The 22,801-nt window shown below is 70.8% G+C and carries 16 protein-coding genes and 1 pseudogene; 9 read left to right on the forward strand and 8 right to left on the reverse strand.

What is annotated here, in order from left to right:
• The first annotated feature begins 25 nt into the window (after positions 1–25).
• Together AB0M73_RS08170 and AB0M73_RS08175 are read left to right on the forward strand one after the other, a co-directional pair.
• Positions 26–1,144 carry a sensor histidine kinase gene (locus tag AB0M73_RS08170; protein ID WP_363888435.1) on the forward strand — a complete coding sequence of 373 codons (1,119 nt, stop codon included), beginning with the start codon at positions 26–28 and terminating at the stop codon, positions 1,142–1,144.
• Positions 1,141–1,788, forward strand: coding sequence for a response regulator transcription factor (locus tag AB0M73_RS08175; protein ID WP_363888438.1), 648 nt, complete (start codon positions 1,141–1,143; stop codon positions 1,786–1,788). Before AB0M73_RS08170 ends, AB0M73_RS08175 begins: the two co-directional genes overlap by 4 nt.
• Positions 1,789–1,926: 138 nt before the next feature.
• Here AB0M73_RS08175 and AB0M73_RS08180 read toward each other — a convergent pair whose 3' ends face one another.
• Positions 1,927–3,207: an alkaline phosphatase family protein gene (locus AB0M73_RS08180; RefSeq protein ID WP_363888441.1), complete on the reverse strand. Its 1,281-nt coding sequence runs from the start codon at positions 3,205–3,207 to the stop codon at positions 1,927–1,929.
• Positions 3,208–3,379: 172 nt separating this feature from the next.
• On the opposite strand from AB0M73_RS08180, the gene AB0M73_RS08185 reads away from it, so the two are divergent.
• Positions 3,380–4,189 carry a thioesterase family protein gene (locus AB0M73_RS08185; protein WP_363888444.1) on the forward strand — a complete coding sequence of 270 codons (810 nt, stop codon included), beginning with the start codon at positions 3,380–3,382 and terminating at the stop codon, positions 4,187–4,189.
• 15 nt (positions 4,190–4,204) lie between these two features.
• Here the strand turns inward: AB0M73_RS08185 and AB0M73_RS08190 are convergent.
• Positions 4,205–4,428, reverse strand: a pseudogene (locus tag AB0M73_RS08190) (response regulator transcription factor); the annotation flags it as partial.
• A gap of 161 nt (positions 4,429–4,589) precedes the next feature.
• Here AB0M73_RS08190 and AB0M73_RS08195 point away from each other — a divergent pair.
• Both AB0M73_RS08195 and AB0M73_RS08200 read left to right on the forward strand, forming a co-directional pair.
• Entirely contained in the window at positions 4,590–5,543 is a 954-nt protein-coding gene (locus tag AB0M73_RS08195) for a patatin-like phospholipase family protein (RefSeq protein ID WP_363888447.1), read from the forward strand.
• The gene (locus tag AB0M73_RS08200) at positions 5,528–6,358 is read left to right on the forward strand and encodes an alpha/beta fold hydrolase (RefSeq protein WP_363888451.1); all 831 of its coding nucleotides are present in this window, start codon (positions 5,528–5,530) and stop codon (positions 6,356–6,358) included. Before AB0M73_RS08195 ends, AB0M73_RS08200 begins: the two co-directional genes overlap by 16 nt.
• Here the strand turns inward: AB0M73_RS08200 and AB0M73_RS08205 are convergent.
• The 4 genes from AB0M73_RS08205 to AB0M73_RS08220 all read right to left on the reverse strand — a co-directional run bounded on the left by AB0M73_RS08205 (position 6,349) and on the right by AB0M73_RS08220 (position 10,659).
• Positions 6,349–6,855 (reverse strand): hypothetical protein, encoded by a 507-nt coding sequence (locus AB0M73_RS08205; RefSeq protein ID WP_363888454.1) that lies wholly within the window; start codon positions 6,853–6,855, stop codon positions 6,349–6,351. The genes AB0M73_RS08200 and AB0M73_RS08205 overlap by 10 nt on opposite strands.
• A 72-nt stretch (positions 6,856–6,927) precedes the next feature.
• Positions 6,928–8,244 (reverse strand): hypothetical protein, encoded by a 1,317-nt coding sequence (locus AB0M73_RS08210; protein WP_363888457.1) that lies wholly within the window; start codon positions 8,242–8,244, stop codon positions 6,928–6,930.
• A 64-nt stretch (positions 8,245–8,308) separates the two neighbouring features.
• Positions 8,309–9,631, reverse strand: a complete 1,323-nt coding sequence (locus AB0M73_RS08215) for a CHAP domain-containing protein (RefSeq protein WP_363888460.1) — start codon at positions 9,629–9,631, stop codon at positions 8,309–8,311.
• A 20-nt stretch (positions 9,632–9,651) separates the two neighbouring features.
• Positions 9,652–10,659: a hypothetical protein gene (locus tag AB0M73_RS08220; protein ID WP_363888463.1), complete on the reverse strand. Its 1,008-nt coding sequence runs from the start codon at positions 10,657–10,659 to the stop codon at positions 9,652–9,654.
• A 132-nt stretch (positions 10,660–10,791) separates the two neighbouring features.
• Between AB0M73_RS08220 and AB0M73_RS08225 the strand changes: the two genes are divergently transcribed.
• Positions 10,792–14,445, forward strand: coding sequence for a hypothetical protein (locus AB0M73_RS08225; RefSeq protein ID WP_363888465.1), 3,654 nt, complete (start codon positions 10,792–10,794; stop codon positions 14,443–14,445).
• Positions 14,446–14,449: 4 nt separating this feature from the next.
• Here the strand turns inward: AB0M73_RS08225 and AB0M73_RS08230 are convergent, their stop codons facing one another.
• Positions 14,450–15,817 (reverse strand): FAD-dependent oxidoreductase, encoded by a 1,368-nt coding sequence (locus tag AB0M73_RS08230; protein WP_363888467.1) that lies wholly within the window; start codon positions 15,815–15,817, stop codon positions 14,450–14,452.
• Between the two features lie 74 nt (positions 15,818–15,891).
• On the opposite strand from AB0M73_RS08230, the gene AB0M73_RS08235 reads away from it, so the two are divergent.
• Positions 15,892–16,794, forward strand: coding sequence for an AraC family transcriptional regulator (locus tag AB0M73_RS08235; protein ID WP_363888470.1), 903 nt, complete (start codon positions 15,892–15,894; stop codon positions 16,792–16,794).
• Here the strand turns inward: AB0M73_RS08235 and AB0M73_RS08240 are convergent.
• Entirely contained in the window at positions 16,776–19,619 is a 2,844-nt protein-coding gene (locus tag AB0M73_RS08240; RefSeq protein WP_363888473.1) for a hypothetical protein, read from the reverse strand. The genes AB0M73_RS08235 and AB0M73_RS08240 overlap by 19 nt on opposite strands.
• A 258-nt stretch (positions 19,620–19,877) precedes the next feature.
• Here AB0M73_RS08240 and AB0M73_RS08245 point away from each other — a divergent pair, with 258 nt between their 5' ends.
• Positions 19,878–20,177, forward strand: coding sequence for a hypothetical protein (locus AB0M73_RS08245; RefSeq protein WP_363888475.1), 300 nt, complete (start codon positions 19,878–19,880; stop codon positions 20,175–20,177).
• Between the two features lie 98 nt (positions 20,178–20,275).
• Positions 20,276–22,801: a Xaa-Pro dipeptidyl-peptidase gene (locus AB0M73_RS08250; RefSeq protein WP_363888477.1), complete on the forward strand. Its 2,526-nt coding sequence runs from the start codon at positions 20,276–20,278 to the stop codon at positions 22,799–22,801.

Raw genomic sequence — 22,801 nt, forward strand, 5'->3', positions numbered from 1 at the left:
CGCGTTCTGTCGATATGGTCGGGTTGTGTCTGAGCTCAGAGTGCCGCTGGCCGGGCGGCTGCGCCGTCAGCACTGGCTGGCCCTCGATGCGGTGTTCGCCATGGCGCTGGCGGCTTTCGTCGTGCCGGCGTCGCCGCGGATCGAGCTGTTCGGCCTGCCGGAGCCGGTCGGGTTCGTGATCACACTGGCGGCGACAACGCCTGTTGCCGTGCGGCGGCTCTGGCCTGCGGCCGTGTACTGGGTGGTTCTGGCGGCCTGCGCGGCGCTGGTGCTGTTGCCGGTCATCACCGCCCCGTTCGTCGCGGTCGCGGCGGCCGGCTACACGGTTGCCACGAGGCTTTCGCGCCGTGCGGCGGTGATCGCGCTGCTGGTGGCGGTGGCGGTGCTGCTGGCCGGGGTGTTCGGTCCGCTCGGCGGACAGGCCGTGACCGCGGCGGCGATGGTGATCACGGCATGGGGGTTGGGGATCGCCATTCGGGAGCATCGGATTTACGTTGCCGCGCAACGTGAGCACGAGATCCAGGCGGCGACTGCCCGCGAACGCCTGCGTATTGCCCGGGAACTGCACGACGTGGTGGCCAACGGCATGAGCCTGATCACGCTCCAGGCCGGTGTCGCCGGATATGTGCTGGACAGCCGGCCCGAGGAGGCGCGGCGGGCGCTGGGGTCGATCGAGGAGACCAGCCGGGCCGGGCTGGCCGAGCTGCGACAGATGCTCCCGCTGCTGCGTGACGACGGCGACGCCTCCGCTCCTACCGGGGCGACCCCGGGACTCGGCGACCTCGACACCCTGGTCCGGCGGGCCCGGGAAACAGGTGTTGTCGTGACGGTCGAGACCGAGGACGCCAGGCCCTTGCCGGCGGGACTGGAGCTGTCGGCGTATCGCATCGTGCAGGAGGCGATCACCAACGTGATCAAACATGCCGGACCGGCCCGGGTGACCGTGGCCCTGCACTATGCCCCGGACGCACTGACCATCGAGGTCGGCGACGACGGCGCCGGACAGACCGACAACACCTGTGGTCACGGCCTGCTCGGCATGCGTGAACGGGTCGCGCTCTTCGGCGGCACTCTCACCGCCGGTGCCCGGCCGCAAGGCGGATTCCTGGTCCACGCCGTGTTGCCGACCGGCGGTGCCGTATGACCGCCCGGATACTCGTGGTCGACGATCAGACGCTGGTGCGGGGCAGCTTTCGGGTGCTGCTGGAAACCACTTCGGACCTGGTCGTCGTCGGCGAGGCCGGCAACGGTCGCGAGGCTGTCGACCTCGTGGCCGCGCTCGCCCCCGACGTCGTGCTCATGGACGTCCGCATGCCGGAGATGGACGGCATCGAGGCCACCCGCCGCATCACCGAGACGTCCGCGGCCAGAGTGCTCGTCCTCACCACCTATGACCTCGACGAATACGTCTACGGGGCGCTTCGTGTCGGCGCCAGCGGCTTCGTGCTCAAGGACACGCCGCCCGCCGACCTGATCGCCGCCGTCCGGGTCGTCGCCGCCGGCGAGGCCCTCCTCGCGCCGAGCGTCACCCAGCGGCTCATCCGCGCCTTCGTCAGCGTGCCCGAGACCGCCCCGGCCAGCCTGGACGGCATCACCGCCCGTGAGCGGGAGATCCTCCTGCTGGTCGCCCGGGGCCTGTCCAACGCGGAGATCTCGCAGCGGCTGCACGTCGGCGTCACCACCACAAAAACCCACGTCAGCCGCCTGTTGACCAAGCTCGGCGCCCGCGACCGCGCCCAGCTGGTGATCGCCGCCTACGAATCCGGCCTCATCCGCCCAGCCCGCTGACGTCGCGCGAGTCCCGCTCTCGGGCAAGCATGTGTTGAGTTCATGCCTGCCGGAGAGCGGGACTCGCCGGCATCGGGGACCCCGCGAGTCTCGGGTGCGCGCCGGGTCCCGTGCGGCGCTGCCGGCGGATCGGCCGTGTCAGCTCTGGTGCGGGAAGCCCAGCGCCAAGGCGCGGGCGGCCAGTTCAGGCCAGTCCTCGCCGGCGTGGGGGTGATCGTCGGACTTGAGCAGGCAGCCCAGCGTGATCGGGAGCGGCACGTGGTAGCGGGGCGCGGCGAGCTGGGGCGGGTTGGCGAAGTCGAGCACCTCGGCCAGGTTGTTGGCGGCGGCGTCGCGGACGGTCAGCGGGGGCAGCCCGAAGCGCCACTCGATCATCTTGAGGATCGAGGTGTGGTCGTAGAGGCCGTGCGCCACGGTGGACCGCGGCGAGCGGGGCGAGATGACCACGCAGGGCACGCGGAAACCGCGCAGCCCGGCGCCGAGGTCGGGGTTCGGGTCGGGGCCGACGGGCGGCGGCACGTGGTCGAAGAAGCCGCCCCACTCGTCGTACGTGATGACGAGCGCGGTGCGCGGCCAGTTCGGGCTGGACACCACCGCGTTGTAGACGCCGGCCAGGAAGTGCTGGCCCAGGCGGATGTCGGCGAGCGGGTGCTCGTCCTGGGCCAGGCCGGCGATGGCCTCGCCGAGGAAGCCGGGCTCGACGAAGGACACCGCGGGCAGCCGGCCGGCCGCGGCGTCGGCGTAGAACTCCCCGATGAGGCGGCTGATCCCGAGGTGCTTGAGGCCCCACAGCGCGGTGTAGGGCACGTCGCTGAAGTAGTAGCGGCCGCTGACGCCGGCATCGGCCAGGCGGTCCCAGATGGCCGGCATGGTGGCCAGCTTGTTCACGGATGTTGTCGTGCGGTCGGTCTGCGCCGCGTGCAGGAAGAACCGGTTCGGGAAGGTCGGGGCCATCATCGCCGCGAAGTACCGATCGCACACCGTCCAGTCCCGGGCCGCGCTGCCGTAGAAGCCCAGGTCGTCGGCCTCGAAGTAGCCGATGGAGAGCTCGTCGTTGTCGCCGGCCCGCAGCCAGCCGTCGCAGGCGCCGTTGTTGAACTCGACGCGGCCGCCGTCATACGAGTGGTCGGGGTCGCTGAACCCGCACCCGTGCGGCACGGTCAGGTGGTGCGTCTGGTGGGCGACGCCGTTGTTGTCGGTGAAGGTCAGGCCGGCCTGACGCCCGTCGGCGCCCGGCAGCCAGCCCAGATAGTGGTCGAACGAGCGGTTCTCCATCATCACCACGACGATGTGGTCGATCCCCGACTGCTCGGGCGCGGGCAGCGTGGTCGCCGCCTCCGCCGCCGTGGATCCCATCGCCGCCAGCGCTACCGCCCCCGCCGTGCCCGCCAGAAACTCCCGCCGGGTCACATCGCTCATCGCCGTCTCCCAACCGTTCGGTCGCAGGGCCGCGGCCGAGTATCCACCGGCTCGGTGAGCGGGTGGCGAACATTCGGTGGCCGGGACCGTGACCGCTGTGTGTCGCCGGCGGCGCTTGCCTTTTGAGGCGGGAAAGCGGTCAACAGGGCCGAAACCCGGTACGGTCGCGCCCGTGGCGAATTTCTCGGCGGCAACGGCGGTCGTGCCGCGGGCGACCGCGGGCGAGTTCGACGTCGACCTCGACCCGCAATGGGCGTTGGAGGACAAGCCGAACGGCGGCTATCTGCTCGCGGTCCTCGGCCGCGCGGCGGCGGCGCTGTCCGGGCATCCGCACCTGACGGCCATCAGCGGCTCGTTCGTGCAGTCGCCGAAGCCGGGGCCGGCCGTGATCACCGCCGAGCTCCTGCGCGCCGGCCGTGGCGCGACCCAATTGCGGGCGAGGCTGACGCAGGACGGCCTGCCGCGCGTCGAAGCCCTTGTCACGCAAGGTGTTCTGGAGGATGCCGAACCCTGGTGGTCCGGCACCGCTCCCGTCGACCTGCCGCCCCTGCCAGACTGCCCGCGATCGAGCACCGAGGCCCCCGGCGGCGCGTTCCGCATTCATCTCCTGGACGTCATCGAGCAGCGCCTCGACCCCGTCTCGGGCGGCTTCCGGCACGGCGAGCCCACCGGCCGCGGTGTGATCACCGGCTGGTTGCGCCTCGCTGACGGCACGGACTGGGATCCGCTGAGCCTCGTGGTCGCGGTCGACGCCATGCCCCCGATCGGCTACGACCTCGGCGCCCCCGGCTGGGCGCCCACGGTTCAGCTCAGCGCCTACGTCCGCCGCCTGCCCGCGCCCGGCCCGATCCGGATCCGGGTCGCCGCAACGGATGTCGGCGGCGGCCAGATCGACCACGCCGTGCACGCCTGGGACAGCAAGGACCGCCTCGTCGTGCAGGCCACCCAGATCTGCGCGCTCCGGCTGCCGGCGTCACACTGACCCGGCACGGGTGGCAGCGTCGCGCCGCCCGATTGCCCGGATCCGCGCGACCAGCTCGGGGAACTCGAACGGCTTGGCCGCTCGCGGTCGAGCACCGCCACGTCATAGCCGTTGACCGCCAACTGGCTCAGCGCGCTGTGTCCACCATGGACGATGTCGACGGCCATCGCCTCGCGCCGCAGTCCACTGTGCACAGCCTCGGCGAGCAGCACCTCGTTCTCGACCGCCAGCGCCTGCAACGGCGACTTATCGTCAGTGTCTCGACTACGTGAAGTAGTTGGAAGAACTACCGAAAGTTAGTCCTTCCTGGACTGACGTCCGTTACGGAACGATGATACGGAACGTTGTTAGGACGGTCACGAAACCGGCCGGAGCGGGGCGGAAGGGGTATAAAGGGCTGGTGACCGTTCTTCAGCTGCTCCGCGACCGCAGGCGTGACGGGAGTCTTCCCGGACAGCGCCGCGACGACGCGCGGCTGGTGCTGCTGATCGAAGGCGGCAGCTCCCGGGGCGCCTACTCCAGCGGGATGACGATCGCCATCGAGGAGCTGGGGCTGCTGGCGGCCTTCGACGCGGTGTACGGCAGCTCGGCCGGGTCGCTGAACGCGGCCTGGCTGCTGTGCGGGCAGGCGGCGAAGACACAACACGCCTGGTGGGACCCGCTGATCATGCGCACGACGATCAACCTGGGCAACGCCCTGCGCGGCAGGCCGGTGGTGGACACGGACTTCCTCGTCAACACCGTGTACACGAAGATCATGCCGATGGGCTTCCGGGAAATCCTCGACAACCCGGTGGGGTTCCACCCGATCGCCACGGATGCCCGCACCGGCGAGCCGGTCGACCTGCACGACCGGATCCACGACCAGGCTGGCGTGCGACTGGCGCTGAAGGCGTCCACGGCGATGCCGATCCTGGCCGGGGGACCGGTGGAGATGGGCGGACAGCTGTTCGTGGACGCCGGTATCAGCGAATCGGTGCCGGTGCGGACCGCGCTGAGCCAGCACGCCACGCACATCGTGGCGCTGCGGACGATGCGCGAGGACGAGACGTCGGGGCCGCCGCCGCTGGCCGAAAGGCTGGTGGCGTCCCGGTGGTTCGCCCGGCGGGCCCCGGGTGCCCTCGCACCGTACCTACGCGGCCACGTGCTGAGGGCGGAGGAGGAACGGCTGCTGGCTCGACACCCGGCGACGCTGCAGATCCGCCCGCCGCTGGGCAGCGCCCGCATCGGCCGCACCGACCGGCGCCTGAGCCGCCTGCGCGAGGCCGTCGACGCCGGCCGGCAGGCGGCGTTCGACGTGCTCGCGGCCTGCGTCGACGAGCCACCGAGGAGGTCCACATGTTCGACACCGTGACCCTGCCCGCCGGCAAGATCGCCTACACCGAGCAGGGCTCCGGCCCGCCCGTGGTGTTCGTGCACGGCCTGCTGGTCAACGCCAATCTCTGGCGCAAGGTCGTGCCGCTGGTCGCCGAAGCCGGATTCCGTTGCATAGCGCCGACTCTGCCGCTCGGCGCGCACCAGCTGCCGATGGCGGCCGACGCCGACCTCACGCCGCCGGGCGTGGCCAGGCTGATCGCCGACTTCATCGAGGCGCTGGACCTGAAGGATGTCACCGTTGTCGCCAATGACACCGGCGGCGCGCTGACCCAGATCCTCATGGCCAACCACCCGGAAAGGCTGAGCCGGGTCGTGTTGACGCCCTGCGACGCCTTCGAGGAGTTCTTCCCCAAGCCCTTCGACGCGCTGCCGAGGATGATCCGCAAGCCCGGCGTGTCCTGGCTGCTCAGCCGCCTGCTCCAGCTTCCTGCCGTGCAGCGCCAACCCACCACCTTCGGCTGGCTGGCCAAACGCGGCATCCCGGCCGAGATCATGGCCTCCTACACGCGGCCGACCCGCGACAGCGCGGCCGTTCGCCGTGACCTCAAACGATTCCTGGTCGGAGTCGACAACCGTCACACGCTGGCCGCGGCCGAGGTGCTCAAGGGATTCACGAAGCCGGTGCTGCTGGTCCGCGCCGCCGACGACCGGATCTTCCGCGCCTCGCTGTTCGACCGCCTCGCGGCCACGCTGCCCGACGCCGAACTGGTCGACGTCGCCGACTCGTACACCTTCGTTTCCGAGGACCAGCCGGAAGAACTGGCCCGGCTGATCATCAAGCACTACAGCTGATCGCCCGGCCCCAGCAGCTTCGGCGGCACGTAGCCGTCGCCGTCCTTGGGGTCGCCGGCGTGCGGCCCGGCGTACATCTGGTCCGGCACCACCAGCACCTCGGACGTGCGCTGGAGGCCCATCCGGCCGTCGGCCTCGTCCGGGCCGAGCCAGTCGTCGCCGAACGGCGGCTCGATCGTGCCGGGCGTGGGGAGCCCGATGTTCCCACACAGCAGCACGACCCGGTGCTCGTCCACCGCACACACCTGAACCTCGATCCGGGTCGGCTGCGCCCCGGTGAACCTGTAGTCGAAGTACACCGCCACACCCCGCTGCGGCGTCTGCGGATGCTTCTTGACCTCCCAGTGGACGATCTCGGCCGTCACGGGATAGGTCACGTCGCCGCGGACCACGGTGACCTTGCTCGCGGCGTGCCCCGGCGGCGGCGGTTGCGGTGTGCCGCAACCGGAAACCAGGCACAGCGCAAAACCGGCGGCAGTCAGCGGCGTCCAGATCATGATCCCCCCTGGACGCCACGCTACCACCGGTGGCCGGGATCCCTGGCCCCCCGCCAGGGATCCCGGCCGCGGTCAGCCGACCAGCGGCTGTGCCGACAGCTGGATCTGAGTCCATCCCTGCGTGTCGACGGGGTCGGTTCCGAACCCCTCGATATCGGAACCGTTGAGGTCATAGGGATTGTGGTCGAAGTACCGGTACAGCGCCCCGTCGCGGGTCTGCGCGTAGTACAGGCCGTAGCCGGGCGAGACGATCCGGTCGAAGGTGCTCCAGCGGTCGGCCAGGGTGACGCCGGTCCAGGAGTTGTCGGCCGCGATGTGGTACGAGCGCAGCACGCCGGCGGTGCTGATGCCGATCAGCCAGTCGTCGCCGGTGGCGGCGATGGTGCGCATGGTGAAGCCGTCGCCGATCACGACCCGCTGCCCGACCTGCGAGGCCGCCGGCTTGGGCCGGGAGACCACATAGGACATCAGGGTGCCGTTGGCGATGCCGTACAGGTGGCCGTATCCGTCGTAGGTCAGCATGTCGTGCGTCCAGCCGCCGCCGAGCGGGGTGGGCTCGGAGAAGGCCAGCGAGTTGCTGTTGGTGATGATGTCCACCCGATACAGCTGCGCGGTCGGCGAGGTGACCAGCAGGGTGTTGAAGTTCAGCGTGGCCAACGCCTTCGGCGCGAAACCGAGGCTGGCCGAGGAGACCACGGTCTTGGTGCGGTCGCCGGTCGCGGAGTTGATCGTCGAGTACGTGAGCCGGCCGTCGGACAGCGCGCCGTAGATTCCGGCGGTGACCGCGCCGGGGCCGCTCAGCTCGTCGACGATGCGCTGAGCGTCCAGGGTCTGCTTGCCGTAGCGGTCGGGGAAGGCCGAGCGCTGCACCCGCTGGCAGACGTCGCCGATGTCGGCGGTGCGCCAGCTGCCGTTGGGGTAGAAGTCCTCCATCACGTCCAGGAACTTGTTGGTGGCCCAGGACGGGGTGAGCCGCTGCGCCGCCGTGCCCCACGAGTCGAGCTGCTGGAACAGGCCGAGGCTGGAGTGGTCGACCTTCTCGCTGATGTTCTCGATGGTCGACTCGACGATGGTGGTGGTGATCGCGATGACCGCGGCCCGCTCGTCCAGCCCGCGCTTCTGCACGGCGTCGATGACGGCGCGGGCGCACGACACACGGTAGGCGGTCATATCGCCCTTGAGGCCCTGGGTGAGCACGCCGTTGAGCTTGCTGGCGGCCGCGGCGTCGGCGGACGTGGGCGCGCCGTTGCACGGATCGGTCGTGTAGGCGGCGACCTGCGCGACGCGGGCCTTCACGGCGTCGTCGGAGTCGGTGGCGGCCTGGGCGGTACCGGCGGTCATCATCGCCAGCGCGGCGACGACCGCGGAAGTTCTTGCTGCTAAACGCAAAGCGGACTCCTGGGTGGGACGGCGCCGCGGCCGCGCCGGCCGCGGCGCCGTGGAGACGGATGGGTCAGGCGCCGGGCGGCGAGACGTAGCCGGAGATCGGCTGGTCGTTGTTCGCGCCGGACCTGGCCGTGTCGGGGTCGATCACGCGCCGGGTGACCTTGTGGCTGACGTTGCCGCCGACCACGGTCAGCGTCCCGTCCGGGTGCACCGAGGTGACGACGTCGACGTGGCCGCCGACATGGCCGTCCGGCACGCCGTAGATCACCCAGTCGCCGGGCTTCGGGCTGCCGTGCGCGCTGCCCGAGCGGGGCTTGAACAGGTTGTGGTCCACGCCCCACTGGCCGAGGCCGCGGGCCACGAAGTCGTTGCGCGGCACGCCGGAGACACCGGCCGTGGCCCACGTCCAGGTGGCGAACATGGCGCACCAGTCGAGCTCGCCGGCGTTGCAGGCGGTGTTGTACTTGTCGCAGTCCTTCTCCAGGGTGCCGACCTCGCCGGTGGCCGCCGCGGCGATCTTGCCGCGCAGCGGGTTGGCCGTCGGCTTGACAACACATGTTGTCGGGTCGGCCGAGAGCAGGGTCTGGGTCCAGCCACGGGAGGCCACCGGGTCGTCCAGGTGGTACGCGATGTCGCCGCCGCGGCCGTCGGCCGGGTCGCCGTCCTCGTACCAGTACATGGCGCCGTCGGGGTTCTTGCCGTAGTACAGGCCGCCGCCGGGCGAGACCAGGTTGGTGAAGCTCTGCCAGCCGGCGTCGTCGAGCTGGGCCCGGGTGTAGCCGCCGGACGCGTTGACGCCGTAGCTGATCAGCTGGCCGTCCGAGGCGGTGGCGATGAGCCGGTCGTCGGCCGCCGCGGCCAGCGTCTTGAGGGAGAAGCCGCCGCTGCCGATCTCGACGCGCTGCCCGATCTGCAGCTCGCCCGGCTTGCCGTCCTGGGCCGACATCAGGTACTGGAGCAGCTGCCCGCCGGACGTCGTGCCGTAGATGTGGCCGTGGCCGTCGTAGGTCAGCAGGTTGTGGGTCCAGCCGCTCTGCAGCAGGGACTCCGTGTAGGTGAGGCTGGTGTTGAACGTCTTCACGTCGATCCGGTACAGCCGGCCGGCGGTGGACGTGATCAGCACGGTGTTGGAGTTCAGCGTGGCCATCGCCCTGGGCGTGAACGACAGTGGCGTGCCCGAGGTGACGACGTGCAGGATGTTGCCGTTGTCCGGGTCGATGGACGTGTAGGTCAGGCGGCCGTCGGCCAGCGTGCCGTAGACGGAGACGTTGGCCGAGCAGGTGGCGTCGGCGCTGGCGACCGGGCTGGCCGTCACGGCGACCGCCGTGACGCCGCCGAGGGCGATCGCGAACGCCAGGAGCCCCGCTCTGGCGCGGCGGAACAGGGACATGCTGAAACCTTTCGTGAAGGTCATGCGTGGGTGCCGGTGCAGGTCCAGCGGAGCGGGCCGTAGCCGGACACGCGGCCGAAGATCGTGCCGTCGTCGCCGACCAGGTAGGAACCGTCGGCGCTGGTGCCCGCGGGCAGTGGCAGGTCGGCCAGGTAGGTGGTGTCCGACCACACGGCCGCCGGGCCGTCGTAGGTGTCGCGGTTGCCGGCGATCAGGCCGTGGGCATTGATCGACTGGGCGGTGCCGCCGTGGTCGATCGGGCGGGAGGTGGCGGGGTCGGTCCACAGCAGCGACTGCGCGTCCGGCCAGGCGACGGTCTGCTCGCCGACCACCTTGCCGTCGCGGATGCCGTGGAAGATCGTGTACCTCTCGGCGGCGATCGGGGTGATCTGGCCATGCCGCCACAGGCTCGCCTGGCCGTGGCCGTTGGTGAGCAGCACGGTGCCGTCGTCGTCGAGGTCGGAGCCCTCGCCGGCCGGAGTGTCGATCACGATCGGGCCGGCGGCCAGCGTCGACCAGAGCAGCGTGACGGCGTGGTTGTCCTTCACCGCGTGGCCGTTGGCCAGCACGTCGCCGTGTTCGTTCAGGGCCGTCGCGTAGTCGGTCTCGTACCCGGCGGGCGACGGCAGGTAGGTGAGCGTGCCGTGGCCGGAGTGGCCGCCGGTGAACAGGAAGGCGCCCCGGCGGCCGGTGCCGCGCTGGGTGCCGGACACCAGCACGCTTCCGGCCGAGTTCTCGTCCACGACCTGCGGGTACGTGAAGTCGCTCAGCTCGTCGGCGATGCGCGGCCGCCCGTCGGTCCAGAGCACCGGCACGGCGGAGTCGGAGGTGGGCGAGTCCACCGTGCCGGAGTAGTTGCCGTGGCTGTCGGTGCCGGTGATCCAGGCGTCGTCGGCGTCGTAGCCGTCCGGTGCGACCACCTTCGTGACGGTCCAGTCGCAGGTTTTGGTGTCCGCGGTGGCGGGTAATGCGGTGATGGTTCCCAAGGCGATGATTGCCGCGGCAACGATGCCGATCCTTCGGTGCACTTTCGTCCCCCTTGCTGTTCCCCGGTTCCCCTCGACAGCACGGATATGTAGCGTGCGGTGGTTGTCCGACGCCGGAGAATGAGCGCCGGACATCAAGAACCGGACAATCGTCGAAGCCGGCCTGGGGGCCACATGCCGCGTGCAGAGCGACCGCTCGACCTTGACGGGTCGGCGCTCGGGGAATTCGCCTTCGACCTGCGCAGACTTCGGGAGAAAGCCGGCCGTCCGACCTATCGGGCGCTGGCTGCGCAAGCCCATTTCTCGTCCACCACGTTGTCCGACGCGGCCGGCGGAAAGCGCCTTCCCAGCCTCGCCGTGACGCTCGCGTTCGTGCGCTGCTGCGGCGGGGACGTCGAGGAATGGGAGCAGCGGTGGCACGCTGTCCGGGCCGAGGTGGAGGCCCAACCGGCTACGCCGGACGCCGCCGACACGGGTGCGCCGTACGTCGGACTGGCCAGCTACGAGATAGCCGACGCCGATCGGTACCTCGGCCGTGAGCAGCTCGTGGCCGACCTGGTGGCGCGGGTGGGCCGGCAGCGGTTCACGGCGGTGTTCGGGCCGTCCGGCTCGGGCAAGTCCTCGGCGCTGCGGGCCGGCCTGATCCCGGCCCTGGCCGGCGACACTGCCCTGCTCACGCCCGGCCCGAACCCCATGGCGGCGCTGGCCGGCGTCGACGCGGAAACAGTTGTTGTCGACCAGTTCGAGGAGCTGTTCACGCTCTGTGCCGACGAAGCCGAGCGCGAGCGGTTCATCGCGGCCCTGCTCGACGCCCCGTACCGCGTGGTGATCGGCGTCCGGGCGGACTTCTACCCGCACTGCGCGCAGCACGAGGGCCTGGTCGCGGCCATGCAGGACGCCCAGGTCACCGTGGGCCCGATGACCACGGACGAACTGCGCCGCGCGATCGTCGCGCCGGCGGCTCGGGCGCAGTGCAGCGTCGAAGGTGCCCTGCTGGCCACCCTGATGTCGGAGGCGACGGGCCGGCCCGGCATCCTGCCGCTGCTGTCGCACGCCCTGCTGGAGACGTGGCGGCGGCGGGCCGGCGCGAAGCTCACCCTCGCCGGCTACCAGAACGCCGGCGGCATCGCGCATGCCCTGGCGCGCACGGCCGACAGCGTGTTCGACGGCTTCACCGAGGCGCAGCAGAAGATCGCCCAGGACCTGTTCGTGCGGCTGTGCGTGCTGGGCGAGGGCACCGAGGACACCCGGCGGCGGGTGCCCCGGTCGGAGCTGGATCTCGGCGCCAACGACGTGATCACCCGGCTGGTCGACGCGCGCCTGCTCGTCGCCGACCGGGAGTCGGTGGAGATCACCCACGAGGCGCTGATCCGCAGCTGGCCGCGGTTACGGCGCTGGCTGTCCGAGGACCGCGACGGCCTGCGGATCCACCGGACGTTGACCGAGGCCACGGCGGCGTGGGAGGCGATGGACCGCGATCCGTCGGCGCTGTATCGCGGGGTTCGGCTGAAGCAGGCGCTGGTGTGGCGGGCCACGGCCTCGCCGTCCCTGCGTGAACGGCAGTTCCTGGACGCCAGCGAGCGCGGCCGGCACGCCGAGCTCACCGTGGCGCGGCGGCGGAGCCGGCGGCTACGGCTGCTCATGGCCACGGCCGTGGTGTGCGCGGTGGTCGCCGCCGCCGCTGCGGTGGTGGCCCGCAACGAGCGCACCACGGCCCTGAAGCAGCGTGATGACGCGCTGTTCCAACAGGTTCTGGCCGAGTCGGACTGGCTGCGGGACCGGGATCCGGCGATGTCGGCGCAGCTGGCGTTGGTGGCGGGGCAGATGCGTCCCGGCGACGACGCGGTGCGGACGCGCCTGCTCAGCACCCAGACCGCCACCCTGGCGGCGACCCTCGGCACGCACACCGGCAACGTCTACCTCACGTCGTTCAGCCACGACGGCGCTGTGCTGGCTTCCGCGGCCGACGACGACACCGTGCGGCTGTGGGATCCGCGGTCCAAGACCGCGCTGGGATCGTTGCCCGGTGATCAGCACGGTTGGCTCAGCGCCGCCGTGTTCAGTCCCACCGGGAATGTGCTTGCTGCCGCCGGCAAGGCGGGGACCGTGCAGCTGTGGAGCACGGCGGACCCTCGGCGGCCCGTGCGGTTCGGGCCGCCGATTTCCGTTGGCAGCAGCGTGTATCTGCTGGCCTTCAGCCCCGACGGCCGGCTGCTGGCGACCGCGAACAACGACCGGACCATCGGCTTGTGGAGCGTCGCGGACCCCGCGCATCCCCGGCCGGTCGGCGTGCTCCGCGGCCACACCGGCGCCGTGCGGTCGGTCGCGTTCAGCGGCGACGGGCGGCTGCTCGCCTCCGGCGGCGACGACAAGACCGTGCGCCTGTGGGACATCTCGGAGCTGGAGCATCCGGTTGCCCTGCGCGAGCCGCTGACCGGCCACAATCTGCTCGTGCACTCCGTGACGTTCAGTCCGGACAACAGGTTCGTCGTGTCCGGCAGCCAGGACGGCACCGTGCGGATCTGGGACGTCGCCACCGGGGCGCTCGTCGGCGCGCCCCTGACCGGGCACACCTCGGGCGTGTGGTCGGTGGCGTTCAGCCATGACGGCAGCATGCTCGCCACCGGCAGCGCCGACGGCACCGCCGGGCTGTGGAACATGTCCGAACCCGCCCATCCCGCGCTGCTGGCCCGGGCCACCGCCGGCGGCGACGTCTACACCGTCGCCTTCGCCCCCGACGACAGCCGGCTCGTCACCGGCAGTTCCGACGGCATAGTCCGGCTCTGGTCCCTGCCCGGCAAGGTGTTGCTGGGGCACCGAACCACCGTCGACGCGGTCGCTTTCCGGGCCGACGGCGGGCTTCTGGCCACCGGCGGTCTCGACGGTTACGTGCGGCTGTGGACGGGCACCACGCTCGCCGCCGAGATCCCGCCGCCCGCCGGACAGGTCGCCTCATGCAGCGCCAGCTGCACCGACATCGAGATCAGCCACGACGGGAAGGTGCTGGCGGTGTTGAGCCAGGCCAAGGTCCTCCGGCTGTGGGACATCTCCACGCCGTCACATCCCGTGCAACTGGGCGACGGGCTCACCGTCAAGACGCCCTACCGCGCCGCCTTCGCCTTCAGTCCCGACGGGCGGGTGCTGGCCGTGCCCGAGGACGAGCACGTCGTGCAGCTGTGGGATGTGACCGATCCTCGATTTCCCGTCGCCGTCGGCCGGGTCACCGGTGACATCGGCGGCAACGCCATCGCCTTCAGCCCCGACGGGCGGATGCTCGCCACCGTCGACGCCGACCACAGCATCCGGCTCTGGGACGTCACCAACCGCTCCGCCCCACGGCCGGCCGGGCGGCTGGTCGGGCACTCCAGCAACGTCGTCACCATCGCCTTCAACCCCGCCGGCCGCATGCTCGCCTCGGCCGGGGCCGACCAGGCCGTACGCCTGTGGGACGTCTCCCATCCCGGCGTTTCCGTTGCCATGCAGGGACATACCCAGTCCGTCTCCACCGTCGCCTTCAGTCCCGACGGGCGGGTGCTGGCCAGCGGCAGCATCGACAAGACCATCCGGCTGTGGAACGTCACCGATCCCACCCACCCCACCGCCCTCGGCGCCCCCATGCCCGCCCTCACCAGCCGCGGCGCCGGCCTCACCTACAGCCCCGACGGCTCCCTGCTGGCCATCACCGACGACGCCAACGCCGTGCAGCTGCTGGACCTGGACGACGGGCACGCCGTCACCCGCATCTGCGCCACCACCGACACCCCGACCCCCGACCAGTGGCGCCGCTACCTGCCGACCCTGCCCTACGACCCGCCCTGCGCCGAGTGAACCGCTACCGGACGACCTTGTCGAAGACCTCGTTGAGGGCCTCGGTGGAGCTGGGGTGGGTGTAGATCGAGTCGCGGAGCTCGGTGGCGGTGATGTCGTGCCGCATGGCGAGGGCGACGGTGTTGACGATCTCCTGGGCGTCGATGCTGAGCAGGGCGGCGCCGAGGACGAGGTCGGTGTTGGCGTCGACGACGAACTTCATGACGCCGCGGGTTTCCTCGACGGTGTAGGCGCGGGGCATGGCGATGATGTCGGCGACCATTTCCCGGGAGACGGTGATGTCGAGGTTGCGGGCGCGGGCCTCGTGCTCGGTCAGGCCGACGGTGGCCAGCGGCGGCGTGGTGAAAAGGGTGTGGGGCACGGCGACGCGGTCGGTGGTGGCGCGCTTGCCTTCGCCGAGGAGTTGGTCGAGCACGATGCGGGCGTCGTCGAGGGAGATGTAGGTGAACTGAGGGCCGTCGTTGACGTCGCCGAGGGCGAAGATGTGGGGCTGGCTGGTGCGCAGGTGCTCGTCGACCACGATGGAGCCGTTGGGCGCGGTACGGACGCCGGCGGCGTCGAGCCCGAGGCCGGCGGTGACGGCGCGGCGGCCGGTGGCCGGGAGAACGGCGGCGGCCTCGATGGTGTGGGTCGTTTGGTCTTTTGTGTACACAACCTTGTTGTCGGCGATCTCGACGACCTGAGCGCCGGTGACGACCTGGATGCCGTCACCGGCCAGGATTTCCGTGACCACGGAGGCGATGTCGGCGTCCTCGCGGGGCAGTAGCTGGTCGGCCGCCTCGATCACCGTGACGTCGGCGCCGAAGTGCCGGTAGATGGAGGCGAACTCCAGGCCGAGGTAGCCGCCGCCGATGATCACCAGGCTCCGGGGGAGGTCGGTGGCGCGGGTGAGTTCGGTGCTGCTGACCAGGAGCGGGCTGTCGGCCAGGCCCGGGATCGCCGGCAGGACGGGCTCGGAGCCGGTGTTGATCAGGATTGTCGGCGCGGTCACGGTGATCCGGTCGTCGCCCTCGCCGACAGCGATGGTGTGCGGGTCGAGGAAGGTCGCGGCGCCGGTGATCACGGTCGCGGTGTCCTTGCCGTCCAGCGACTCGAAGTTGCCGGCGCGGAAGGCGGTGGTCAGCTTGCGGACGCCGGCGACGGAGTTGGCGAAGAACTCCTGCGCGTCGTCCTCCAACCGCCGCGAGTTCGAGTAGTGCACCAGCATTTTCGTCGGCACGCAGCCGACGTTGGGGCAGGTGCCGCCGTACATGTTCTCGGACCGTTCGACCAGGATCACGCGGCGGCCGGCGTCGGTGAGCGCGTGGGCGGCGGCCTTGCCGCCCTTGCCGAAGCCGACGACCAGCACGTCCGCGGTGAGGGGAGTAGCCATGCCGCCGAAGCTAGGCCGTCCGGTGTGATACAAACAGACCTGTCCGAACCGAATTTCTGCCCGAGAGTCTCATTATGGACCCGATCAGCCGCCTGCTCCGCATGGCGCGGGTCAGGGCCGCCATCGACAAGCGTTGCCTGTTGAGCGGCGCCACCCGCATGGACGTCGCCCCCTACCGCGAGCTGGAGACGCCGTTCCACGTCCTGCTGGACGGCGAGTGTGAACTCCATCTCGGCCCTGAGATCCTGCATCTGCGTGCCGGCGACGTCGTGCTGATCCCCAGCGGCTCGCCGCACCGGGTGATCACTCCCGGTTGCGGCCGACAGCGAGGCACGACCGAGACCGCCGGCGACGCTTTCGTGACGACGCACAGCAAACGCGGCGGTGCGGCGGTCATCGACCTGTTCTGCGGGCACTACACGTTCGATCCGGGCGCCGGGGCCGTCCTGTCGCGCAGCCTGCCCGAGCCGCTGAAAGTCTCTTTTGGACAGTCCGCCGCCGAGCTTTCGATGTTGAGCGCGTTGATGCGCGGAGAGGCGCAGCACGAGGGAACCGGCACCGCCGCCGTCCTGTCGGCCCTGTCCACCGCCTTGCTGGCCATGGTTTTGCGCTCGACCGCCACGCCCGCGTTGTGGACCGCCGTCGCCGATCCGCGCGTTGCCGCCGCCATCTCGGCGATCTTGGACGACCCGGCCGCCGACTGGTCCATCGCCCGCCTCAGCCAGGCCGCCACCATGTCCCGGGCCACGTTCCTCCGCCATTTCGGGCAGGAGACCGGCATGACTGTCGGTGTTTTCCTGGCGCGGGCCCGGATCATGGCCGCCGCCGAGCTGCTCGACACCACCGACGCCACCGTCGCGTCGGTCGCCCTCCAGGTCGGCTACCAGTCCGAATCCGCCTTCTCGCGGGCATTCCGGGCCGAGGTCGGCGCCACCCCGGCCCGGTACCGCCGCGACCGTCAGCAGGGCGGTTGGTAGGACACTCCCGGCAGGTACTTCGCCCACTCCTCACGGGTGATCGTCGGCTGCGCGATCTGGCAGGCCCGGACCTGGGCCCGCGCTGGGTCGGTCTCCCACAGCTGGGCCGTGTGGTCGTCGCTGGCCGTGACGAGGGTGTGCCCGTCGGGGGAGAAGACCGCGGCCTCGACCGCGCCGGTGTGGCCGGTGAGAAGGGCGGATTCGACGGTATGACCGGGATTGCTGACGTCCCAGAGCCGGACCGTGTGGTCGTAGCTGCCGGTGGCCAGCAGCCGCCCGTTCGGGCTGAACCCGACCGATGAGACGACGTCGGTGTGTCCACTGAGGACAAGGGGCTTCTTACCCGGGGCGGAAAGATCCCACAGCCGGGCGGTCTGGTCGTCGCTGCCGGACGCCAACAAGCGGCCGTCGGGGGAGAAGGCAACGGCGTCGACGAGGTCGGTGTGATCCCGGAGTACGGTGGCCGGCCCGGCATCGCCGACGTCAGACAGGCGGATGGTCATGTCGTCGCTGCCGGTGGCCAGGAGGCGGCCGTCCGGGCTGAAGGCGACGGGCTTGACGTTGTCGGTGTGGCCGGTGACGGTGCGCAGCTCGGACCGGGCGGCGACGTCCCACAGCTTGGCCGTGTTGTCGTAGCTGCCGGAGGCCAGCAGCTTTCCGTCGGGGGAGAAGGCCAGGGAGAAGACGTTGTCGGTGTGGCCGGTGAGCTCGGCCAGCTTCATCGGACCGGTGACGTTGGACAGGTCCCACAGGCGGACCACGCGGTCCCGGCCGCCGGTGGCCAGCAGCCGGCCGTCGGGGCTGACGGCGATGGCGTCGATGGTGTCCTTGCTGGCCTCGATGCTGGCCAGCTGTTTGGGATGGTCCACATCGGACAGATCCCACAGCAGCGCATGGCGGTCGAAGCCGGCCGTGGCCAGAAGCTTGCCGCCCGGGCCGAAAGCGATGGCGGCGACGTCCTGCTGGTGGCCGCGCAGCGGAATGGCGACGGCGCTGATCAGCGCGTCCCGGTTGTGGCGGGTGGGGCTCATCCGGTACGCCACGAGGGCGAGCTGGGCGGCCAGCGCCGCATGATCGGTGCGCAAAGTGACGGCCTCGTCGGCAACCTGTTGCGCCAGCACGACATCCCGTTGCGCGGCGATCTCCTGGTTGGCGTTCATCGCCGTCACGGTGGAGATGGTGGTGATCACCAGCAGCACGGCCAGCACGACCAGCAACACGCGCTGGAGCCTGATTCTTCGGCGCACGGCGACCTGCTGCGCCGACTCGGCGGCCAGGCTGGCCGCCAGGAAGTCCCGTTCCCTTGTGGTCAAAGCGGAATCGGCGAGCTCGCGCGCCTGGGCCAGGCGGATGCCGCGGTAGAGGGCGTCCGGGTCGCGCCGCAGCGACTCCCACACCGCGGCGTCGTCGGCGACCTGCCGGTGGGCCCGCAGCGAGTCGCGGTCGGCGGCCAGCCAGGATCGCAGCCGCGGCCAGTGCTTGATCAGGGCCTCGTGGGTGATCTCGATGGTGCCCTGGTCCATCGTCACCAGCCGGGCCCGCACCAGCTCGTCCAGCACGGCGCGGACGGCCGGCTCGTCGTCGAGCTCGTCCAGCGTGATCCGGCGCTTGGTGTCCTCCGTGGTCTCGCCCAACGCCGTGAGACGCAACAGGATCTGCTTGACGACGTCGCGCTGCTTCGGATCGAAGCCGTCGTAGACGGTCTCGGCGGTGCGGGCGATGGCGTGGTGGATTCCGCCGGTGGCGGTGTAGGCGGACAGGGTGACGGCAATTCCCCGGCGCCGCCGCCAGGTTTCCCGCAGGGCGTGCGAAACGAGCGGCAGGGCGCCGGGCTGATTGCTGGCGTCGGCCACCAACCGGACCACCAGGGCGGTTTCCACCGAGCAGCCGGCCGTGGCGGCCGGTTTCATGATGGCTTCACGCAATTCGTCCGCGCTCATCGGACCGACCAGCACCTGCCCGCCGCGCAACGCCTCCCGTAGCTCGGGATGATCGCCGCAGGGGCCGAGGAAGTCGGCCCGGACGCCGAGGACGACCCGCACACGGCTCGGCTCGGCGGTGGCGGCGGCCACCAGCGCCCGGATGAACGCGGTGCGCTCCACCGGATCGGTGCACAGGGTGAAGACCTCCTCGAACTGGTCGACAACCAGGAGCAGGTCGACGGGCCCGGCGAACGCCTGCCGGATCCGCATGTGCAGATGGGCGGGATCGTCGACGAACTCGGCCTTGAGGACCACCGCCGACTCGCCGGTCAGCTTGGCCATCCGAACGGCGCACTCCTCAAGGGGATGCGGGCCGGGGGACAGCAGCAGGATCGGTTGCGGGCCGTCGCCGGCGACGCCCTCGTCGCGTGCGACGGCGGCCAGACCGGCGTGCAGCAGGGAGGACTTGCCGGAGCCCGAGGCCCCGAACACGCCGACGAACCGCCGTGCGGCAACCTGTTCACGCAGCTCGGCCAGCAGGGCGTCGCGGCCGTGGAAACGATCGGCGTCGCCGATGCGGAACGGCGACAACCCCAGGTACGGCGCGTCCGACTCGGTCGCCGGCTCGTCCGGCGCCTCCTTGTCGGCGGCCACCTCGCGCCAGCGCTGCTTCCACACCTCGGTGTCGCCGTCGCACGCGGCCACATAGGCCAGCGTCACGGCCAGTGTCGGCAGCTTGCGCCCGCCGGCCGCCTCCGACAATGCCGGCGCCGAGTAGTGCGAGCGCCGGCTCAGCTCCCGATAGACCGGATTTCCCGCCGCCTCACGCAGTTTTCGCAGGTCGGCGGCAAATCTCAGCAGCGGCGTGTCGCCGACGTCCAAAGGACGCTCTCCGCGTGGCACTACGCACCCCCCGGTTCGTTATCCCCATCCCCGGGATCCATTGTTCAGCATTGATTATTCATCGTCCAACTATCGATCGCTATCAACTGCCCACGCACTAGACAGGGTGTCCGGCTGGGTGCGGGTGCGGTGCTCCGTCTGGCGTCGTCCGGTCATCCGCTGACTGGTCGACGCCGGGTTCGAGACCCGAAGGCGTCCACTCGTTTGAACGGCCGGCACCGATCGGCAACGTGGAATAAAGGGGGGACAATGTCGAACATGGGTAGAGTGCTCGGCGTTTCATCGCTTTCCGCTCTCACCCTGGTCGGGTTCATCGTCGCCGCCGGTTATACCGCCTCGGCCGCGCCGCATTACTCCTGCGTGATCGCCGACGGCGTGCAATACCGCACCGGCCCCGGTCTTCGTTATCCGGCCGCCGGCCTCGCCGATCGGGGGCAGCGTTTCACCGGCGGCGAGCGCGTCACGGAGGGCAAGGAGCGGATCGCCTGGACCGGCGGCGCCCTGCCAGGCCGCGGCCCCGAGGTGTGGATCGACTCTGCCTATCTCGGCGCCTGCTGACCGGGCCACCCGAGGGAAACCAACCGCCGATCGTCGGTTGTCGGGGCCGACCGTGGTCGGGAAGCATCCGAGGAACCCCTGCAACCACGGGAGCCTCGATGCGTGCTCTGTTCCCGGTCGTCGCCGCGCTGATCACGCTCGGCCTGGCGGTGCCCCAACCGGCGGCGGCCTCGACACCCGCCGGGTGCGTCAGCCCGCAGTTCGCGGACGGCGTGGCCCAGAACGTGTTCCCCGCCGACCAGACGACATGGGTGCGGGGCGAGGCGTGGGTGCAGACGCCGGACGACAGCGACCACGACGGCGTGCCGGACCGGGTGCACGTCGACATCACGCGGCCGGCCCAGACCGCCGATCCGAGCTGCCACTACCGGGCGCCGGTGGTGTTCGAGGACAGCCCGTACTACGCGGGCATCGGCCCGGCGGAGAACTGGCAGGTGGATCACCCGCTCGGCACGCAGCCGCCGCCGCGGCCGGTGACGCCGAGCTGGCCGGCCCGGAGCACGAGCCCGATCATCAGCACGATCTACGAGTCCACGTGGCTGCCACGGGGATTCGCGGTGGTGCACGCGGAATCGCCCGGCACCGGCCTGTCCACGGGCTGCCCGACTTCCGGCGGCCCGAACGAGACCCGCGGCGGCAAGGCGGTCGTCGACTGGCTCAACGGTCGCGTGCCGGCGTTCACCAGCGCCACGTCGACCGACAAGGTCAAGGCCGACTGGACCACCGGCAAGGTGGCCATGATGGGCACCTCCTACAACGGCACGCTGCCGGAGGCGGTGGCCAGCACCGGGGTCGACGGCCTGGCGGCGATCGTGCCGATCTCGGCCATCTCCGACTGGTACGACTACTACCGGGCCAACGGCATGGTCCGGGCCCCGTTCACCTTCCAGGGCGAGGATCTGGACGTGCTGGCCGACGCCGTCTACTCGCGCTCGGACCGGGCGGTGTGCCAGCCGGTGATCAGCGGGTTGGCCTCGAAGGAAGATCGCGTCACCGGCGACTTCAGCCCGTTCTGGAACGACCGCGACACAATGCGGGACGTGCGGAACGTGCACGCGGCGGTGCTGATGGCCCACGGCGACAACGACTTCAACGTGATGACCAAGAACATGGCCCAGTTCTACGACGCGGTCAAGGCGCGGGGCGTGCCGCACATGCTGTACTTCCACCAGGGCGGGCACGGCGGTCCGCCGCCGGACGTGATGGTCAACCGATGGTTCACGCGTTACCTGTTCGGCGTGCACAACGGCGTTGAGCAGCAGCCCAAGGCGTGGGTCGTGCGGGAGGCCAACGCCTGCCCGGTGCGGCAGACCACCTCCGTGGGCGACCAGTCCGACACCGTCACGCTCGCGGTCGCCGACTCAAGCCGACTGACCCTCGGGTTTGCTGTGTCGATCCCGGTCACCGCGGCCGACGGCACCGTGAAGAACACGTCCGCGATCATCGCCAAGATCCCCGACCGGACGCACATCGCCCTGGCCGTGGCCGTCGCGACCAAGCCGGGCGAGCACGTCGCGGCCGATTCCGTGATCGGCTTGCCGTGCAGCAGCGCGAACCCCACGCCGTATGCCGAGTGGCCCGATCCGACAACGGGTGTTGTCACGGCGAACCTCACCGCCGGCGCGCCCGGCGTCGGCGGCCTGACCCTGCGCCCGGGCAGCTCCGACATCGAGACCCTGACCGACGACGCGACCGTGCCGGCCGTGACCTCGGCCAACGCCGCCACCTCCGGGACCCGGCTCCTCTACCAGACGCCCGCGCTGACCACGAACGTCCGGATCTCGGGCACGCCCTGGGCTTCGCTGTGGGCGTCGTCGTCGGCGTCCAGGGCCAACCTGACCGTCGCGCTGGTCGACTACCCGCCGACCGGCAACGGCACCATCCTCACCCGGGGCTGGACGGACCCGCAGAACCGGATCTCGGCCGCCACGACCGAGCCCGTCACGCCCGGCCAGTTCTACCGGCTTCGCCTTGACCTGCAACCGAAGGACGCCGTCGTGGTGGCCGGCCACCGGCTCGGCCTGATGGTGCTGTCCAGCGACCAGGAGGCCACGATCCGCACCACGCCGGGCACCAAGCTGTCCGTGGACCTCGGCCGCAGCACCGTGTCGCTGCCGATCGTCGGCGGCACGTCCGCCTTCGCCACGGCCGCGGGTGGCACCGACGTCTCCGCGCTTCGCGCCGCCGTCACCGGGCTCGGCCTGCCGGCCGGCCAGGCCCATGACCTGCTGAAGACGCTCGACAACACCCGTTGTCAATCGCTGGACGATTTCCTGCGCACCGTGTTCGACCAAGTCGGCTCCGGTCGCCTGACCGCCGCCCAGGCGTCGGTGCTCCAAGCCGCCAACCAGGTCGAGCTGCAACAGGGTTGCTTCAACGCTGGCACCCTGGGCTCCTGGGTGACGCCCGAACGGGTCGGGCAGGCGTGGACGCGCGCTCCGCGCCAGGCCGCCGAACAGGACCTCCTCGACCTCGCTGCCGCCACACCCGCCGCCCTGCACACCGTCGCTTCCGCCGGCCAGTCCGTCGTCAGCGGCCGTTCGGACACGTGTTTCAAGCTCCGTGGCGTGCACGGCGACGCCGGCACCCGCCTCACCGACGAGCTCGGCTGTTCCGGTCGGTGA

Source organism: Kutzneria sp. NPDC051319 (genome assembly GCF_040682195.1).
Taxonomy (GTDB): Bacteria; Actinomycetota; Actinomycetes; order Mycobacteriales; family Pseudonocardiaceae; genus Kutzneria.

Bases quoted from the DNA above. Each gene is read 5' to 3' on its own strand.
- AB0M73_RS08175 (WP_363888438.1), top strand. From the start codon at position 1,141: ATGACCGCCCGGATACTCGTGGTCGACGATCAGACGCTGGTGCGGGGC.
- AB0M73_RS08180 (WP_363888441.1), bottom strand. From the start codon at position 3,207: ATGAGCGATGTGACCCGGCGGGAGTTTCTGGCGGGCACGGCGGGGGCG.
- AB0M73_RS08200 (WP_363888451.1), top strand. From the start codon at position 5,528: ATGTTCGACACCGTGACCCTGCCCGCCGGCAAGATCGCCTACACCGAG.
- AB0M73_RS08205 (WP_363888454.1), bottom strand. From the start codon at position 6,855: ATGATCTGGACGCCGCTGACTGCCGCCGGTTTTGCGCTGTGCCTGGTT.
- AB0M73_RS08215 (WP_363888460.1), bottom strand. From the start codon at position 9,631: ATGTCCCTGTTCCGCCGCGCCAGAGCGGGGCTCCTGGCGTTCGCGATC.
- AB0M73_RS08225 (WP_363888465.1), top strand. From the start codon at position 10,792: ATGCCGCGTGCAGAGCGACCGCTCGACCTTGACGGGTCGGCGCTCGGG.
- AB0M73_RS08230 (WP_363888467.1), bottom strand. From the start codon at position 15,817: ATGGCTACTCCCCTCACCGCGGACGTGCTGGTCGTCGGCTTCGGCAAG.
- AB0M73_RS08235 (WP_363888470.1), top strand. From the start codon at position 15,892: ATGGACCCGATCAGCCGCCTGCTCCGCATGGCGCGGGTCAGGGCCGCC.
- AB0M73_RS08245 (WP_363888475.1), top strand. From the start codon at position 19,878: ATGGGTAGAGTGCTCGGCGTTTCATCGCTTTCCGCTCTCACCCTGGTC.
- AB0M73_RS08250 (WP_363888477.1), top strand. From the start codon at position 20,276: ATGCGTGCTCTGTTCCCGGTCGTCGCCGCGCTGATCACGCTCGGCCTG.